This window comes from Bradyrhizobium barranii subsp. barranii, assembly GCF_017565645.3.
GTDB lineage: Bacteria > Pseudomonadota > Alphaproteobacteria > Rhizobiales > Xanthobacteraceae > Bradyrhizobium > Bradyrhizobium barranii.
In genome coordinates this window covers 1,393,286-1,408,919 of sequence record NZ_CP086136.1, presented here as the reverse complement: position 1 = coordinate 1,408,919, position 15,634 = coordinate 1,393,286, and the positions used below count along the sequence as shown (strand labels likewise).

Sequence of the window (15,634 nt, the reverse complement as noted above, 5' to 3'; positions counted from 1 at the left end):
CAAGGGAAATAGAGGGAACGCCATGGACAAGAAGATGCACGACAAGGGCCTGGAAGTCCGCAAAGCGGTGCTGGGCGAGGCCTATGTCAACAATGCCCTGAAGAACGTCGACGATTTCAACCGTCCGTTCCAGGAGATGCTCAACGAATATTGCTGGGGCACCGTGTGGGGCCGCGAGGAACTGCCGCGCAAGACCCGCAGCATGCTCAACATCGCCATGATCGCGATCCTCAACCGCCAGCACGAGTTTCGCGCGCATCTGAAGGGCGCGCTGACCAACGGCGTCACCCGCGACGAGATCCGCGAAATCCTGATGCAGGTCGCGATCTATGGCGGCATGCCCGCCGCCGTCGACAGCTTTCGCATCGCGCGCGAGGTGTTCGCGGAGATCGACGGCAAGGCGTGAGGCCGCCTCTGTTCGCCGCTTAACATCCAACGAACAACGAAGAAGAAAGAAGGAAACACCATGCACATCGGATTCATCGGCCTCGGAAACATGGGTTTCCCGATGGCGCGGCGGCTGATCGAGGCGGGCACAAGCTCGTCGTGTTCGACACCCGCAAGGAGGCCGTCGACAAGCTCGTGGCGCGCGGTGCCACCGCTGCAACCTCGCCGAAGGACGTTGCCGACCAGGTCGAGACGGTCATGGCGAGCCTGCCCTCGCTGCAGGCGTCGTTCGAGGTCGCGACGGGAGCGAACGGCGTGATCGAAGGGAGCCGCGCCAAGCGCTTCATCGATCTCTCCACCGTCGGCTCGACGATGGCGGCGAAGATCCATGGCCTGCTGGCGAAACGCGACATCGTGCAGATCGACTGCCCCGTCTCCGGCGGCGTCGGCGGCGCCGAGAAGGGCACCCTGGCGGTGATGGTCTCAGGGCCCAAAGCCGAGTTCGAGCTGCTCAAGCCCGCGCTCGACGTGATCGGAAAAGTGTTCTTCATCGGCGAGAAGCCGGGCGCGGCGCAGACCATGAAGCTCGCCAACAATTTCTTGTCGGCGACCGCGATCGTGGCGACCTCGGAAGCGGTGGTGATGGGCGTCAAGGCGGGGCTCGATCCCGCGGTGATGATCGACGTCATCAATGCCGGCTCCGGCATGAACACCGCGAGCCGCGACAAGTTTCCGCGCTCGGTTTTGCCGCGAACGTTCGACTTCGGCTTCGCGACCGGATTGATGGTGAAGGACGTGCGGCTGGCGCTGGAGGAGATGAAGTCGCTCGGCCTGTCGATGGAGGTCGCGGACGCGGTCGGACGGCTATGGGAGACCGTGATCAGCGCGGAAGGCGCCGAGTCCGACTTCACCGCGGCGATCAAGCCGATCGAGAAGAAGGCGGGAGTTGTGGTTGGCGGAGCGAGGGGTGGATTGGCCGGGAAGTAGCCTAATCCCTTACAGCCACGGCGCCGGCGTATCCATCGCGATCAGCTGCTCGACCTCGACGCGCGGGCGCACCACGGCATATTGATCGCCCTTCACCAGCACTTCCGGCACCAGCGCCCGCGTGTTGTAGGTGCCGGCCTGCACCGCGCCATAGGCGCCCGCGGTCATGATGGCGATGAGATCGCCAGGCTTCGGCGTCGGCAGCGTGCGATCCAGTGCGAGATAGTCGCCGGTCTCGCAGACCGGGCCGACGACGTCGGCCATGATCGTGGCGGCGCCCGCGGCCGGCTGCGTCACCGGCAGAATGTCGTGATGCGCCTCGTACAGCGTCGGGCGGATCAAATCGTTCATGGCGGCGTCGATGATGACGAAATTCTTGCCGTCGCCGTGCTTCGCATAGATCACCCTGGCGACCAGGATGCCGGCATTGCCGACGATCATGCGGCCCGGCTCGAACATCAGCGTGCAGCCGAGATTATGGCTGACGCGCTTGACCATGGCGGCATAGGCGTCGGGCGCCGGCGGCGCCTCGCGGTCCATGTAATAGGGAATACCGAGGCCGCCGCCGAAATCGACATGCGAGATGTTGTGGCCGTCGCTGCGCAGCGTCTGCACGAATTCGGAGAGGATGCGGAACGCGGTCTCCATCTTGGAGAGATCGGTGATCTGGCTGCCGATATGCACGTCGGTGCCTGTGACCTCGATGCCCGGAAGTTTTGCGGCGCGCGCATAGACCTCGCGGGCATAGGCGATCGGAATGCCGAACTTGTTCTCGGACTTGCCGGTCGAGATCTTGGCGTGCGTGCCGGCATCGACGTCCGGATTGACGCGCACGGAGATGCGCGCGGTCTTGCCCATCTCGGTCGCAAGCCGCGACAACAGCTCGAGCTCGGGCTCGGATTCGACGTTGAGGCAGAGGATGTCGGCGGCCAGCGCGGCACGTAATTCGGTTTCGGTCTTGCCGACTCCGGAGAACAGGATCTTGCTGGCGGGAATGCCGGCGGCCAGCGCGCGCTTCAATTCGCCGCCGGAGACCACGTCGGCGCCGGCCCCGAGCTTGGCCAGCGTGCGCAGCACCGACTGGTTGGAATTCGCCTTCATGGCGTAGCAGACCAGCACCTTCTCGCCGGCGAAGGCGTCGGCGAAGACGCGGTAGTGCCGCTCGAGCGTCGCGGTCGAATAGCAATAGAACGGCGTACCGACGGTTGCGGCCAGCTCGGACAGGTTCACGGCCTCGGCGTGCAGCACGCCGTTGCGATAGTCGAAATGGTTCATGGCGTCAGCTCAGCTATCCCGGCTCATTTTTTGCCGGGAGGTTCGTCCAGGAGCGGGTCGAGGATAAACGATTTCTTCTTGCCCTTGGCGGCGGCAGGCGCCGCGTCCGCACCGTACCCGGGATTGAACACGCTCGGCGTCCTCTGGGCTTCCGTCTCGGTGTCGGTTGGAGCTGCGACATTGGCCGTGGATGCACTGGAGGCGGTCGGCGGCAGATCCAGCGGGCCCTTGCGGCCGCAGCCGGCAAGCGCGAGCGCCGTCAGGCTCAAGACAATGATGGCCCACCCCGAGCCGGCCGGGCGAAACTTTGACGTCACGACGAAATCCCCACTACGCGGGCCGCACCATACAGAGATTGGCACGCTCTGGCGAGAGCCGGATGACCATGAAACATAAGCGAATTTTTGCCCTCAGCCCAATTTTCGCTCTTTTTCCAGCCGCTTCGCCCAGGCCTTGGCCTGCGACGCCACGTTCTTCGGCGCGGTGCCGCCGAAGCTGGTCCGGCTCTTCACCGACGATTCGACCGAGAGCACGCCGAGCACGTCCTTGGTGATCTTGGGCTCGATCGCCTGCATCTCCTTCAGCGGCAGCTCGTGCAGCGCCACCCCGCCCTCGGCGGCCTTCGCCACGATACGGCCGGTGACGTGGTGGGCGTCGCGGAACGGCATCTTCAGCGTCCGCACCAGCCAGTCGGCAAGGTCGGTCGCGGTGGCATAGCCCTCGCCCGCCGCCGCCTTCATCTTCGCTTCGTCGGGCACGAGATCGCGGACCATGCCGGTCATGGCGCGGATCGCGAGCGACAGGGCAGCAAAGCCCTCCATCGCGCCCTGCTTGTCCTCCTGCATGTCCTTTTGATAGGCGAGCGGCAGGCCCTTCATCACGATCAGGAGGCCATTGAGCGCGCCGATGACGCGGCCGGTCTTGGCGCGCACGAGCTCGGCGGCATCCGGGTTGCGCTTCTGCGGCATGATCGAGGATCCCGTGGTGAACTTGTCGCTGAGGCGGATGAGACCGACCAGCGGCGAGGTCCAGATCACGATCTCCTCGGCAAAGCGCGACATGTGCACGGCGCAGATCGAGGCCGCCGACAGCGTCTCCAGCACGAAGTCGCGATCGGAGACCGCATCGAGCGAGTTCGCCATCGGGCGGTCGAAACCGAGCGCCTTCGCGGTGGCGTGGCGGTCGATCGGGAACGAGGTGCCGGCGAGCGCGGCGGCGCCGAGCGGCGATTCATTGAGCCGCTTGCGGGCGTCCTGGAAACGGCCGCGGTCGCGCGCCGCCATCTCGACATAGGCGAGCAGATGATGGCCGAAGGTCACGGGCTGCGCGGTCTGCAGATGCGTGAAGCCGGGCATGACGGTCGCGGCATGTTCGAGCGCGCGATTGACGAGCGCGGCCTGGAACGCGGCGAGCGCTGCATCGGTCTCGTCGAGAACGTCGCGGACATAGAGACGGAAATCGGTCGCAACCTGGTCGTTGCGCGAGCGCGCGGTGTGCAGCCGGCCGGCGGCGGGGCCGATCAGCTCGGACAGGCGGCTCTCGACGTTCATATGGATATCTTCGAGGGCACGCTTGAATGTGAAGCCGCCCTTGCCGATCTCTGACAAAATCGTGTCTAGACCCTTGCCGATATTTTTCGCATCAGAGCCCGTGATGATGCCCTGCGCGGCAAGCATCGCGGCGTGCGCCTTGGATGCGGCAATGTCCTGGGCAAAGAGGTGACGATCGACGTCGATGGAGACGTTGATCTCTTCCATGATCTCATCGGGACGTTCCGAGAACCGGCCGCCCCACATCTTGTTGCTCATGATCCCCTGCTCACGCCTTGCTTGCCGCTGCTGCCGCACGTTTGCTGGCCGGAGCCAGCCGTATTAAGAGGCCCCTGATAGCCATATCTGCGACCGGATGACAAACGATATGCTCGACAAGACGCCCTCTGCCACGCGCCGGATCCCCCTCGTCATCGCCACCGTGGCGATCGGTGGGCTGGCCGGCTTCGCCGCGCTGTACGGGCTGGGCCTGAATCGGGCGCCCTCAGGCGATCCGGCCTGCCGGGCCGCGGTGGCAACGGCGCAAAAAATCGCTCCCCTCGCCCATGGCGAACTGGCCGCCCTGACCGTGGCGAGCGCGCCGCTAAAACTGCCCGACCTGGTCTTCGAGGACGCTGACGGCAAGCCGAAGAAGCTGTCCGATTTCCGCGGCAAGACGCTGCTGGTCAACCTCTGGGCCACCTGGTGCGTGCCCTGCCGCAAGGAAATGCCGGCGCTGGACGAGCTCCAGGGCAAGCTTTCGGGCCCGAATTTCGAGGTGGTGGCGATCAACATCGACACCCGCGACGCCGAGAAGCCCAAGACGTTCCTGAAAGAGGCCAATCTGACCCGGCTCGGCTATTTTAGCGACCAGAAAGCCAAGGTTTTCCAGGATCTTAAAGCCATAGGCCGGGCCCTGGGCATGCCGACCTCGGTGCTGGTCGACCCGCAGGGCTGCGAGATCGCGACGATCGCGGGGCCGGCGGAATGGGCGAGCGAGGACGCGCTCAAGCTGATCCGGGCTGCGACGGGCAAGGCCGCCGCGTCGCTCTAGGCGGTGTGTACTAAGCCGTGACGTTTAGGTTGCCGCCGACGCCGGCGCCGACATTGGCGAGCGAAGGCTGACCGGCGCCGAGCAGCGTCAGGACGGTGGATTTCTCCATATCCGCGTTCTGCTTCATCAGCGTCGCCGAGATATTCGACTGTAGCGCGCCTTGCTGAGCGGCCAGCATGGTGCTGACCATCGCCATCATGTCCATTACGCAAACCCTCTTACCGGGCGCAGCCTAGGGGCGAGCGGTTAACGCGACATGAATTGTCACGGTGCGGATGCACGGCCTGAGGGCGAGAGCGCCGTAGGGTGGGCAAAGCGGCTTGTCCGCCGTAGCTCGAAGAGCGAAGGCGGAAGCGTGCCCACCAATTTCCACCGCATCATTGGAGAGATGGTGGGCACGGCGCTTTGCGCCTTTGCCCACCCTACGGCACCGGAAATTGGATCAGCGCGTCGGAACCGGCTTGGCGCCGCGGTAGTCGTAGAAGCCGCGCTGGGTCTTGCGACCGAGCCAACCGGCCTCGACGTATTTCACCAGCAGCGGGCACGGGCGATATTTCGAGTCGGCGAGGCCCTCGTGCAGCACCTGCATGATCGACAGGCAGGTATCGAGGCCGATGAAATCGGCGAGCTCGAGCGGGCCCATCGGATGATGCGCGCCAAGCTTCATCGCCGCGTCGATGGCCTCGACATTACCGACGCCTTCATACAGCGTGTAGATCGCCTCGTTGATCATCGGCAGCAGGATGCGGTTGACGATGAAGGCCGGGAAATCCTCGGAGACCGCGACCTGCTTGCCGAGCTTGGAGACGAATTCCTTGGACGCCTCGAAGGTCTGGTCGTCGGTGGCGATGCCGCGGATCAGCTCGACCAGCTCCATCAGCGGCACCGGATTCATGAAGTGAATGCCGATGAAGCGCTCGGGCCGGTCGGTGGCGGCGGCTAGCCGCGTGATCGAGATCGAGGAGGTATCGGAGGCGACGATCGCCTCCGGCTTCAGCACCGCGCAGAGCTCGTGGAAGATCTTGCGCTTGACCTCTTCCTTCTCGACCGCGGTCTCGATCACGAGGTCGCAATCGGCGAGGTCGTCGAGCTTCTCGGCGAGCTTGATGCGCGCCATCGCCTTGGTCTTGTCGTCCTCGCTGACGGCCTTCTTGGAGACCTGGCGCGCCAGATTGCCATTGATGGTGGCCATGCCCGACTTGAGCCGGTCGGCCGAGACGTCGTTGAGCACCACGTCGAAACCGGCCAGCGCCGCGACATGCGCGATGCCATTGCCCATCTGACCCGCGCCGATCACGCCGACCTTCTTGATCACTGCCGCCATAATGTCATCCACCGGAACGGCGCGCAGATCGCGCCTGCCTCATCCCCCGAGCCGGGAGGTCCGATTTAATCAGAAACTCGATTAGATCAGAATCCTGGCTCGAAACCTAGATTGGATCGCTTCCCCGGCGTGCCCCACGCCAAAGAAAACGCCTTGAAAAAGAAAAACCGGCCGGAGTGTACCACTCCGGCCGGTGTTTTTAGCGCGTTTTTACTTGCCGAGCTTGGCGAGCGCTTCGGTGAGCTCAGGAACCGCCTGGTAGAGGTCGGCGACCAGGCCGTAATCGGCGACCTGGAAGATCGGCGCGTCCTCGTCCTTGTTGATCGCGACGATCACCTTGGAGTCCTTCATGCCGGCCAGATGCTGGATCGCGCCGGAAATGCCCACCGCGACATAGAGCTCGGGGGCCACCACCTTGCCGGTCTGGCCGACCTGCCAGTCGTTCGGCGCATAGCCGGCATCCACCGCCGCGCGCGAGGCACCGACGCCGGCACCGAGCTTGTCGGCGAGCGGCTCGATGTACTTGGCGAAGTTCTCGCGGCTCTGCATGGCACGGCCACCGGAGACGATGATCTTGGCCGAGGTCAGCTCGGGGCGGTCGCTCTTGGCGACTTCCTCGCCGACGAAGGACGACAGGCCCGGATCGGCCGCCGCAGCGACGTTCTCGACGGCGGCGCTGCCGCCTTCACCCGCCGCCGCAAAGGTCGAGGTGCGCACCGTGATGACCTTCTTGGCGTCCTTCGATTTCACCGTCTGGATGGCGTTGCCGGCATAGATCGGGCGCTCATAGGTGTCGGGGGCGACCACCTTGGTGATCTCAGAGACCTGCATGACGTCGAGCAGGGCCGCGACACGCGGCATCACGTTCTTGAAGCGCGAGGTCGCGGGCGCGACGATCGCGTCATAGCCGGAAGCCAGCGAGACGATCAGCGCGGCCAGCGGCTCGGCGAGATCGTGGGCGTAAGTCTCGCCCTCGGCAAGCAGCACCTTCTTCACGCCGGCAAGCTTGGCGGCGGCATCCGCAGCAGCCTTGGCGTTCTGGCCGGCCACCAGCACGTCGACATCCGCGCCGAGCGCGGCAGCCGCGGTCAGGGCCTTGTTGGTCGCGTCCTTCAGCGACGCATTGTCGTGTTCGGCAATCAGAAGCGTCGTCATCAGAGCACCCCGGCTTCGTTCTTGAGTTTCGACACCAGCTCGGCGACGTCCTTGACCTTGACGCCCGCCTTGCGGCCCGCCGGCTCCGTCGTCTTGAGAACCTCGAGACGCGCGGCGACGTCGACGCCGTAATCGGCGACGGTCTTCTCCGCGATCGGCTTCTTCTTGGCCTTCATGATGTTGGGCAGCGAGGCATAGCGCGGCTCGTTGAGACGGAGATCCGTGGTGACGATCGCCGGTCCCTTCAGCTTGACGGTCTGCAGACCGCCGTCGACTTCGCGGGTGACCTTGAAGTCAGAACCTTCGACCTCGAGCTTCGAAGCAAACGTCGCCTGCGACCAGCCGAGCAGCGCGGCCAGCATCTGACCGGTCTGGTTGCTGTCGTCGTCGATCGCCTGCTTGCCGAGGATGATCAGGCCGGGCTGCTCTTCGTCGGCGATCTTCTTCAGAATCTTCGCGACCGCGAGCGGCTCGACGATGCCCTCAACCTTCACCAGGATGCCGCGGTCAGCGCCCATGGCGAGACCGGTGCGGATCGTCTCCGACGCCTGCGCCGGTCCAATGGAAACCACGACGACCTCGGTGGCCTTGCCGCCTTCCTTCAGGCGCAACGCTTCCTCGACCGCGATTTCGTCGAACGGGTTCATCGACATCTTCACGTTGGCGAGTTCAACGCCCGATCCATCGCCCTTGACGCGGACCTTGACGTTGTAATCAACCACCCGCTTTACCGGCACCAAGACCTTCATCGATCCTCTTTCACTCAATTTGGGAGGGGGGTTATCAACTGGCGCGGAACCTAAAGGCCTGATCCGGCCCGGTCAACGCGCGACAGGGCCAAATTTTAGACCTTAGAAATATCGACCTCAATGGGTCAGCGATTCTGGCCCGGAACCCAGAGCACGTCGCCGGCGCCGTTATGGTTGGCGGCACGGCTGGCGACGAACAGGAAGTCGGACAGGCGGTTCATATACTGGATGCCAGCAGCGCCCACGGGCTCGCCGGGCCGGGCCGCCAGTTCCACCATCACGCGTTCCGCCCTGCGGCAAATCGTACGGGCAACGTGGAGGTAGGCGGCGGCCGGCGTGCCGCCCGGCAGCACGAAGGAGGTGAGCGGCGCCAGCTTGTCGTTGAGCGCGTCGATGTCGCGTTCGAGCCGCTCGACCTGGCTTGCCACCACCCGCAGCCGCTCGGCCTTGCCTTCACGCTCGGGCACCGCGAGGTCCGCGCCGAGGTCGAACAGATCATTCTGGATGCGGCCGAGCATCGCGTCGAACTCGGACATGTCATGGGTGTGGAGCCTGACAACGCCGATCGCGGCATTGGTCTCGTCCACGGTGCCATAGGCTTCGATGCGCAGATCGTATTTCGGACGGCGCTCGCCCGTTCCGAGCGCCGTCGTGCCGTCGTCACCGGTCTTCGTATAGATGCGATTCAGCGTGACCATTTTTAACGCCCCATCGCCCAGACTGCGAGCATGGCAATCACGATCGCCACGAACTGAAGCAGCACGCGCCAGCGCATCAGCTTCTGCGAGGTGTTTGGCGAGCCGCCGCGCATCATGTTGACGAGACCGAGCAGCAGCACCACCGCCACGGCGCCGGCCGCTACCGGCAGGATGAAAGTACTCAGGAGAGATGCCATTTGGGGTAGATAACACCGTGCTTGCGGATGCGCCATGGTGCCGCGGCAGCCGCCGCCGTCATTCCGGGGCGATGCGAAGCATCGAGCCCGGAATGACGACGGGGGCGCTTCGCGATCTGGCTTTTAGGTCAATAATATCAGATGGTAGTGCGATGATTTCTGGTCTGCGCCAATTGCCCGGCTTTTTCGCCTCTCCCCGCGCACGGGGCGAGCGAGCGGCATCTGTCGTGTAGGTGGGCGCGTGAGGGCAATCCGCACCATCTACGTCGTCGTGGAGGACGCCTTCTACACCTTCCTCGCCGACGACGGCTGGGCGATCGCGAGCCATATCGCGCTGTCGACCCTGATGGCGCTGTTCCCGTTCCTGATCGTGCTGACCTCGCTCGCCGGCTTCTTCGGTTCCAAGGAACTTGCCGATCAGGCCGCAAGCCTGATGCTTCAGGTCTGGCCCAAGCAGGTCGCCGATTCGATCTCGGGGGAAGTCCACGACGTTTTGACCACGACCCGCACCGGTGTGCTGACGATCGGCGCAGCGCTGTCGGTGTATTTCGCCTCCAATGGCGTTGAGGCGCTCCGCGTCGCGCTGAACCGCGCCTATGCGGTGGTGGAGATGCGGCGCTGGTATTGGTTGCGCCTTGAATCGATCGGCTACACGCTGGTCGCGGCCTTCACCGCGCTTGCCATGGCGTTCCTGATCGTACTCGGACCGCTCTTCATCGAGGCGGCGCGGCGCCATATCCCGCTGGTCGTCGAGTCCAACGAGAGCATCCTCACCTGGCTGCGCTACGGCATCACCGTGGGTGCGCTGGTGGTGGCGCTGATCATCCTGCATGCCTGGCTGCCAGCGGGACGGCGCGCCTTCCTCCAGATCCTGCCCGGCATCGTCTTCACCATCGTGGCGTCGCTGATCTCGGGCATCGTGTTCGGCCAATATCTGGCGCGCTTCGCCAACAACTACGTGACGATGTATGCGGGGCTCGCCTCGGTGATCATCGCGCTGGTGTTCCTGTATTTCATCGCCGCGATCTTCGTCTACGGCGGCGAGCTCAACGCCGCGATCATCAAGTCGCGGCTTCCTCACGGCGTTTCGCTTCAAGCAGCGCAGTCGCTAAAGCGCGCGGAGACACAGGCTTGACCAGGAAGGCGTCGGCGCCAGCCTCGCGCGAGGCCGCCTCGTCCTCGCCGCGGCCGGACACGCCGATGATGGGGATCTGAGCCAGCGGCGCCGGCATGGTCCGGATCCGCCTGATGGCCTCGACGCCGTCGATGCCAGGCAGCACCATGTCCATCAGCACCGCATCGAACGCGCCCTGAGCGAGCCGGTTCACCGCGTCCTCGCCGCGCCCGATGAACTCGGCATGGTGGCCGAGCTCGGTCAGGATGGTGTTGAGCACGACGCGGCCGAACGGATTGTCCTCGACGCTGAGCACGCGCAGCGCGGCCATCGCATCCGCCTCGGCTTCGCCCTTCGACTTGCGGGACTTGCGCGATTCCGTCGCGTCGAGCGACATGGTCAACGTGAAGGTGGCGCCGCCGCCGCGCCGCGGGGCGACCGTGATGTCCCCGCCCATCGCGCGCGCCAGTTGCTTGACCGAGGAAAGGCCCAAGCCGGCGCCGCCGAAGCGCGAGGCGATGGTGACATTGGCCTGGGTGAAGGGGCGGAACAGCCGCTTGATCTCGGCCATGGTCAGGCCGATGCCGCTGTCGGACACCGCGAAGGCGACGCCGACCTTGCCCTTCGCCTTGTCTCTGGCCTTGCCTTTGGCGGGACGCCAAGGCGCGACCGCGAGCGCGACACCGCCCTGCTCGGTGAACTTGACGGCATTGTCGATCAGGTTCTCGAGCGCCGCGCGCAGGCGGACGGAATCGCCGACCACCAGCCCCGGCAGCTTCTCGGAGATATCGACCTGGGCCTGGAGGCCCTTGGCCGCGGCGCGTCCGGCGAGCGAATCGCCGGCGCTGCGGGCGAGCGCGCGCAGATCGAACAAATCCTGCCGCAAGGCACTTCCACCCTTGCCCGCCCCCTTGCCGGTTCGGGCAGCATCGACGAACAGGGTGGCAAGGCTCGCCAGATGCTCGGCACCGGCCTTGATGGTGTCGGCCCAGCGCCGCTCGCGCTCGCCGAGATCGGAGGTGGCGAGCAGGTCGCTGATCGCGAGAATACCGGTCAGGGGGGTACGGACCTCATGGGCGAAGGCGGCGAGCGCGGCCTGGACCACGTCCGGCGCCACGGCCTTGGCGCTGCGCTTGCGCAACCGGCCGGTCGCCCCGGACCGCTTCCGAGGCGGTCGCCTGGACGTTCGCGTGGTGCGCGCTGAGCGCGTTTTCGCCGCCATGAATCCCTTCGAAGGGTCCCCTTCGATCCCCAGGCTCTCAAGCAAGCATCGCACGGCGGAACCCCCGGAGTCACGGCGGCGTTTTGCTAACCCCCAGAGAAACTTAACCTAATCCCACCAACCGGCGGACGCCGGCGGGCGTGGCGCCGGCAGCGCGCAGCTCGCGCAGGCCGGTCGAGCGGTCCGATTTCGACAACTTCCGGCCCGCCTCGTCCAGAATCAGGGCGTGGTGGCGGTAGGCGGGTTCCGGCAGATCGAGCAGGACCTGGAGCAGGCGGTGAACCGAGGTGGCGTGAAACAGGTCCTGCCCGCGCACGACCTCGCTGATGCCCTGAAGCGCGTCGTCGACGACGACGGACAGATGGTAGCTGGTCGGCGTCTCCTTGCGGGCCAGGATGACGTCGCCCCAGGCCTCGGGCCGCGCGGGGACGGTACCATGCTCGCCGTCGGGGCCCACGCCCAGCTCAGTCCACCTCAGGCCGGCGGCGCGCCGGCAGGCGGCCGCCATGTCGAGCCGGAGCGCGTAAGGCACGCGAGATGCAATGAGCCGGTCGCGCTCGCCGGCCGACAGCGATCTGGCGTCACCCGGATAAAGCGGTGCGCCATCGGGATCGCGAGGCCATGGCCCGGCGGCATCGCGCGCGGCCACGAGCCTGGCGATCTCCGCGCGGCTTTCGAACGCGGGATAGACGAGACCAAGCGCCGAGAGTTTCTCGAGCGCGGCGCGATAAACCGCGAGATGCTCCGACTGCCGCCGCACCGGCGCTTCCCAGGCGATGCCGAGCCAGGCGAGGTCGTCGTAGATCGCCGTCTCATATTCCGGCCGGCAGCGCGTCGCGTCGATGTCATCGATCCGCAGCAACAGCCGCCCGCCGGTCTCGCGCGCGCGGTCGAAATTGAGCAGCGCCGAATAGGCGTGGCCGAGATGCAAGAGGCCATTCGGGCTGGGGGCAAATCGGAAAACGGGTGGCGCCATGCGGTGAAACTCGTCATGGCCGGGCATAGCCGTCCGAAGGGACGGCGTCGCTTCCGCTCGCCTATGTCCCGGCCATCCACGTTCTTCGGTGCGATACAGTGATCGTGTCAAGTCGTGGACAGATACGAACACTGTCACCCATGCTAGACATGTCGTGTGGTTCGAGAGACGTGGATGGCCGGGTCAAGCCCGGCCACGACGCCGGAGAGAGTTTGCTGACCCAAATGACCATCCACCTCGAAACCCAGTCCGATCTCGAAGAGGCCGTCCACGCGCTGATCAAGCGCGACCCGCGCCTCAAGCCCGTGCTCGAGATCGCCGGCATGCCCGCCTTGCGGCGGCGTGAGCCGGGTTTTACGGGGCTCGCCCACATCGTTTGCGGGCAGCAGCTTTCGACCGCGAGCGCCGCAGCGATCTGGGGGCGGCTGTCGGCCGCATTCGATCCGTTCGACCATGAGGCCGTTAGCCGCGCCCGCACCGACCGGCTGGGACGGCTCGGCCTGTCCGCCGCCAAGATCAAGACGCTGAAACATCTCGCGCGCGAGATCAATGCGCAGCGGCTGAACCTCGACGTGCTCGCCGAGGAAGACGCCGAGGCCGCGCACCATACGCTGATCGCGCTGCCCGGCATCGGGCCATGGACGGCCGACGTCTATCTGCTGTTCTGCCTCGGGCACGGCGATGCCTGGCCGGCCGGCGACATCGCCGTGCAGGAGGGGATCAAAGTTGGCCTGGGCCTTCAGGCGCGGCCGACGGAGAAGCAGATGGCGCCGCTCGCCGAACCCTGGCGGCCGCTGCGCGGGGCAGCCGCGCATCTGTGGTGGAGCTATTATCGCGTGATCAAGAAGCGCGAAGGTGTCATCAGCAACCAGCCCTAGCCCCGCAGCCGCTCGCGATCGGCGCGGGCGCATTCAGCGACGAAGTCGATGACGGCGCGCACCGCAAACAACTCGACCAGATCGGGATGGGCGAGCAGCCAGAGATCGGCGACGCTGACGAGTTTCTGCGGCGCGACGCGCACGAGGTCCGGATAGCTTTCCGCGACGAAGCAGGACAGCGCGGAGATTCCGATTCCGGCGCGCACCGCCGCCAGCATGTCGCCCTGCGACGAGCAGCGCATCACCATGGTGCCTTGCCGGGTGATCGCATCGCTCCAGCGCGCCAGCTGCGCGTTCGAATCCTGGTCGGCAAAGCCGATGACGCTGTGCCCCTTCCACTCGCCGCTCCGCTCCGGCATGGACCGGCCCGCGGCATAGTCGCGCGAGGCATAGAAGCCGGTGCCGAGACGGCCGATCTTGCGGCCGACCAGGTTTTCCTCGCCGCTGTCGACCGGTCGCAGCACGACGTCGGCCTCCCGCCGCCGCACGCTGGCCGGAAACGGATGGGTGATGATCTCGAGCCGAATGTGATCATGTGCGCCGAGAAAAGAGCGCAGCCGCGGCATCAGCCAGTGCGAGGCCAGCGTCGCGCCGATCGACAGCTTGACCGTGCCGCGCGCCTTGCGCCCGCCGGCGCCAACGGCGGCTTCGGCCCGGAGTGCGGCAACGGCCATCGCCTCCGCGTGCTCTCGCAGCGTACGTCCATCGGCGGTGAGCACGAAGCCGTCAGCGGCGCGCGCCAGCAGCTTGGTGCCGAGCTGTGCCTCCAGCGCCGCGATCTTGCGGCTGACGGTCGGATGGCTGGCGTGCAGGCGTTTTGCCGCAGCGGTGAAGCTGCCGGTGTCGGCGACCGCGACGAAGGTCTTGCAGAGATCCCAATCCACCGCCGGCTCCGTACAAATCTGAATATCTGCTTGTTCAATATTGAACGATCCGCTGCCCGCCGTCCAACCCTATAGTGGGATCAAAGCGCTGGACGGCGGACACCCCGCCGGCGCGACAATCGACATGGAAGCGCTCACAATCGGCCGGCAGGCCGTTGACGCGCGTCGTCAGGAGGATCGGATGGCACTGCCCGCTCTGCTCAAGAACAATCTGGAGCTGCCCGTGGTCGGCTCGCCCCTGTTCATCGTCTCAGGGCCGGACTGGTGATCGCCCAGTGCAAGGCCGGTGTCGTCGGCTCGTTTCCGGCGCTCAACGCCCGTCCGGTGGAAAAGCTCGACGAGTGGCTGAGCCGCATCGAGGACGAGCTCGGCGAATACAAATCGCGCAATCCCGGCAAGAAGGTCGCGCCCTATGCGGTCAACCAGATCTGCCACGCTTCCAACGACCGGCTGATGAAAGACATGGAAACCTGTGTGAAGCACAGGGCGCCCATCATCATCACCTCGCTGCGGCCGCCCGCCGAGATCGTCGAGGCCGCGCACTCCTATGGCGGGCTGGTGTTCCACGATGTCATCAACGTCAAGCACGCGCGGAAAGCCGCCGAGCAGGGCGTCGACGGCCTGATCCTGGTCTGCGCCGGCGCGGGTGGGCACGCCGGCATGCTGTCGCCTTTCGCGCTGGTGCGCGAGGTCAAGCAATGGTTCGACGGCGCGATCCTGCTGTCGGGCGCAATCAGCGACGGTTTTGGCATCGCCTCCGCGCTGACGCTGGGCGCCGACCTCGCCTATATGGGCACGCGCTTCATCGCGACGAAGGAAGCCAATGCCGACGAAGCCTACAAGTCCGCGCTGACGCAGCACGCCGCGCACGACATCGTCTACACCAACCTGTTCACCGGCGTGCACGGCAACTATCTCGGCCCCTCGATCGCGGCCGCCGGGCTCGATCCGGACAATCTCCCGGTTGCCGACAAGACGAAGATGAACTTCGGCTCCGGCGGCAACATGAAATCCAAGGCGTGGCGCGACATCTGGGGCTCGGGCCAGGGCATCGGCCAGATCCTGGATGCGCCGCCGGTGGCCGAGCTGGTCGACCGGATGAAGGGCGAATTCGATCAGGCCCGGCAGGATTTCCTGATGCGCGCCAGCGCCTGACGGCTTGGTCCGACAAGAAAATTGGACTGACAAGACAAACGGGAGGACAT

Annotated in this window: 16 protein-coding genes and 2 pseudogenes; 6 read left to right on the top strand and 12 right to left on the bottom strand. The window is 65.6% G+C overall.

Features of this window, described 5'->3' with window-relative positions:
- Window positions 1-22: 22 nt before the first annotated feature.
- Window positions 23-406: a carboxymuconolactone decarboxylase family protein gene (locus J4G43_RS06900; RefSeq protein ID WP_008567285.1), complete on the top strand. Its 384-nt coding sequence runs from the start codon at window positions 23-25 to the stop codon at window positions 404-406.
- 60 nt (window positions 407-466) lie between these two features.
- Window positions 467-1,374, top strand: a pseudogene (locus J4G43_RS06895) (NAD(P)-dependent oxidoreductase).
- A 9-nt stretch (window positions 1,375-1,383) separates the two neighbouring features.
- Here J4G43_RS06895 and lysA read toward each other — a convergent pair.
- From lysA to argH, 3 genes are all read right to left on the bottom strand, one after another.
- Window positions 1,384-2,649, bottom strand: coding sequence for a diaminopimelate decarboxylase (gene lysA / locus J4G43_RS06890; RefSeq protein ID WP_208084333.1), 1,266 nt, complete (start codon window positions 2,647-2,649; stop codon window positions 1,384-1,386).
- Between the two features lie 23 nt (window positions 2,650-2,672).
- Window positions 2,673-2,966 carry an LPS translocon maturation chaperone LptM gene (gene lptM, locus J4G43_RS06885; protein WP_063985789.1) on the bottom strand — a complete coding sequence of 98 codons (294 nt, stop codon included), beginning with the start codon at window positions 2,964-2,966 and terminating at the stop codon, window positions 2,673-2,675.
- A gap of 93 nt (window positions 2,967-3,059) precedes the next feature.
- The gene (gene argH / locus J4G43_RS06880; protein ID WP_071909339.1) at window positions 3,060-4,457 is read right to left on the bottom strand and encodes an argininosuccinate lyase; all 1,398 of its coding nucleotides are present in this window, start codon (window positions 4,455-4,457) and stop codon (window positions 3,060-3,062) included.
- A 109-nt stretch (window positions 4,458-4,566) separates the two neighbouring features.
- Between argH and tlpA the strand changes: the two genes are divergently transcribed.
- Window positions 4,567-5,232 carry a thiol:disulfide interchange protein TlpA gene (tlpA, locus tag J4G43_RS06875; RefSeq protein ID WP_063985791.1) on the top strand — a complete coding sequence of 222 codons (666 nt, stop codon included), beginning with the start codon at window positions 4,567-4,569 and terminating at the stop codon, window positions 5,230-5,232.
- A gap of 10 nt (window positions 5,233-5,242) precedes the next feature.
- Here tlpA and J4G43_RS06870 read toward each other — a convergent pair whose 3' ends face one another.
- From J4G43_RS06870 to J4G43_RS06845, 6 genes are all read right to left on the bottom strand, one after another.
- A complete protein-coding gene (locus J4G43_RS06870) occupies window positions 5,243-5,437 on the bottom strand; it encodes a hypothetical protein (protein ID WP_015688853.1) in 195 nt (64 codons plus the stop codon).
- Between the two features lie 237 nt (window positions 5,438-5,674).
- Window positions 5,675-6,556, bottom strand: coding sequence for a 3-hydroxybutyryl-CoA dehydrogenase (locus J4G43_RS06865; RefSeq protein ID WP_063985792.1), 882 nt, complete (start codon window positions 6,554-6,556; stop codon window positions 5,675-5,677).
- Between the two features lie 210 nt (window positions 6,557-6,766).
- The gene (locus J4G43_RS06860) at window positions 6,767-7,711 is read right to left on the bottom strand and encodes an electron transfer flavoprotein subunit alpha/FixB family protein (protein WP_063985793.1); all 945 of its coding nucleotides are present in this window, start codon (window positions 7,709-7,711) and stop codon (window positions 6,767-6,769) included.
- Window positions 7,711-8,460 carry an electron transfer flavoprotein subunit beta/FixA family protein gene (locus J4G43_RS06855; protein WP_166103829.1) on the bottom strand — a complete coding sequence of 250 codons (750 nt, stop codon included), beginning with the start codon at window positions 8,458-8,460 and terminating at the stop codon, window positions 7,711-7,713. Before J4G43_RS06855 ends, J4G43_RS06860 begins: the two co-directional genes overlap by 1 nt.
- A gap of 125 nt (window positions 8,461-8,585) precedes the next feature.
- Window positions 8,586-9,158, bottom strand: coding sequence for a cob(I)yrinic acid a,c-diamide adenosyltransferase (locus J4G43_RS06850; protein ID WP_063985794.1), 573 nt, complete (start codon window positions 9,156-9,158; stop codon window positions 8,586-8,588).
- A 2-nt stretch (window positions 9,159-9,160) separates the two neighbouring features.
- Complete coding sequence (locus tag J4G43_RS06845; RefSeq protein WP_028147306.1) at window positions 9,161-9,355, bottom strand: twin transmembrane helix small protein; 195 nt, start codon at window positions 9,353-9,355, stop codon at window positions 9,161-9,163.
- A gap of 241 nt (window positions 9,356-9,596) precedes the next feature.
- Between J4G43_RS06845 and J4G43_RS06840 the strand changes: the two genes are divergently transcribed.
- Window positions 9,597-10,490, top strand: coding sequence for a YihY/virulence factor BrkB family protein (locus tag J4G43_RS06840; RefSeq protein WP_071909336.1), 894 nt, complete (start codon window positions 9,597-9,599; stop codon window positions 10,488-10,490).
- Here the strand turns inward: J4G43_RS06840 and J4G43_RS06835 are convergent.
- Together J4G43_RS06835 and gluQRS are read right to left on the bottom strand one after the other, a co-directional pair.
- Window positions 10,417-11,691: an ATP-binding protein gene (locus tag J4G43_RS06835; protein ID WP_063985796.1), complete on the bottom strand. Its 1,275-nt coding sequence runs from the start codon at window positions 11,689-11,691 to the stop codon at window positions 10,417-10,419. The genes J4G43_RS06840 and J4G43_RS06835 overlap by 74 nt on opposite strands.
- A 103-nt stretch (window positions 11,692-11,794) precedes the next feature.
- Window positions 11,795-12,667: a tRNA glutamyl-Q(34) synthetase GluQRS gene (gene gluQRS, locus J4G43_RS06830; protein ID WP_208084332.1), complete on the bottom strand. Its 873-nt coding sequence runs from the start codon at window positions 12,665-12,667 to the stop codon at window positions 11,795-11,797.
- A gap of 224 nt (window positions 12,668-12,891) precedes the next feature.
- Between gluQRS and J4G43_RS06825 the strand changes: the two genes are divergently transcribed.
- Window positions 12,892-13,545 (top strand): DNA-3-methyladenine glycosylase family protein, encoded by a 654-nt coding sequence (locus J4G43_RS06825; protein WP_208084331.1) that lies wholly within the window; start codon window positions 12,892-12,894, stop codon window positions 13,543-13,545.
- On the opposite strand, the gene J4G43_RS06820 is transcribed toward J4G43_RS06825, so the two are convergent.
- Complete coding sequence (locus J4G43_RS06820; RefSeq protein ID WP_208084330.1) at window positions 13,542-14,429, bottom strand: LysR family transcriptional regulator; 888 nt, start codon at window positions 14,427-14,429, stop codon at window positions 13,542-13,544. The genes J4G43_RS06825 and J4G43_RS06820 overlap by 4 nt on opposite strands.
- Window positions 14,430-14,610: 181 nt before the next feature.
- Between J4G43_RS06820 and J4G43_RS06815 the strand changes: the two are divergent.
- Window positions 14,611-15,584 (top strand): annotated as a pseudogene (locus tag J4G43_RS06815) (NAD(P)H-dependent flavin oxidoreductase).
- Window positions 15,585-15,634 lie beyond the last annotated feature (50 nt).

Excerpts from the sequence above, each read along its gene's own strand:
- J4G43_RS06865 (WP_063985792.1), bottom strand. The coding sequence starts at position 6,556 with ATGGCGGCAGTGATCAAGAAGGTCGGCGTGATCGGCGCGGGTCAGATG.
- gluQRS (WP_208084332.1), bottom strand. The coding sequence starts at position 12,667 with ATGGCGCCACCCGTTTTCCGATTTGCCCCCAGCCCGAATGGCCTCTTG.
- argH (WP_071909339.1), bottom strand. The coding sequence starts at position 4,457 with ATGAGCAACAAGATGTGGGGCGGCCGGTTCTCGGAACGTCCCGATGAG.
- J4G43_RS06845 (WP_028147306.1), bottom strand. The coding sequence starts at position 9,355 with ATGGCATCTCTCCTGAGTACTTTCATCCTGCCGGTAGCGGCCGGCGCC.
- J4G43_RS06835 (WP_063985796.1), bottom strand. The coding sequence starts at position 11,691 with ATGGCGGCGAAAACGCGCTCAGCGCGCACCACGCGAACGTCCAGGCGA.
- lysA (WP_208084333.1), bottom strand. The coding sequence starts at position 2,649 with ATGAACCATTTCGACTATCGCAACGGCGTGCTGCACGCCGAGGCCGTG.
- J4G43_RS06825 (WP_208084331.1), top strand. The coding sequence starts at position 12,892 with ATGACCATCCACCTCGAAACCCAGTCCGATCTCGAAGAGGCCGTCCAC.
- J4G43_RS06850 (WP_063985794.1), bottom strand. The coding sequence starts at position 9,158 with ATGGTCACGCTGAATCGCATCTATACGAAGACCGGTGACGACGGCACG.
- J4G43_RS06860 (WP_063985793.1), bottom strand. The coding sequence starts at position 7,711 with ATGACGACGCTTCTGATTGCCGAACACGACAATGCGTCGCTGAAGGAC.
- tlpA (WP_063985791.1), top strand. The coding sequence starts at position 4,567 with ATGCTCGACAAGACGCCCTCTGCCACGCGCCGGATCCCCCTCGTCATC.
- J4G43_RS06870 (WP_015688853.1), bottom strand. The coding sequence starts at position 5,437 with ATGGACATGATGGCGATGGTCAGCACCATGCTGGCCGCTCAGCAAGGC.
- J4G43_RS06855 (WP_166103829.1), bottom strand. The coding sequence starts at position 8,460 with ATGAAGGTCTTGGTGCCGGTAAAGCGGGTGGTTGATTACAACGTCAAG.
- J4G43_RS06900 (WP_008567285.1), top strand. The coding sequence starts at position 23 with ATGGACAAGAAGATGCACGACAAGGGCCTGGAAGTCCGCAAAGCGGTG.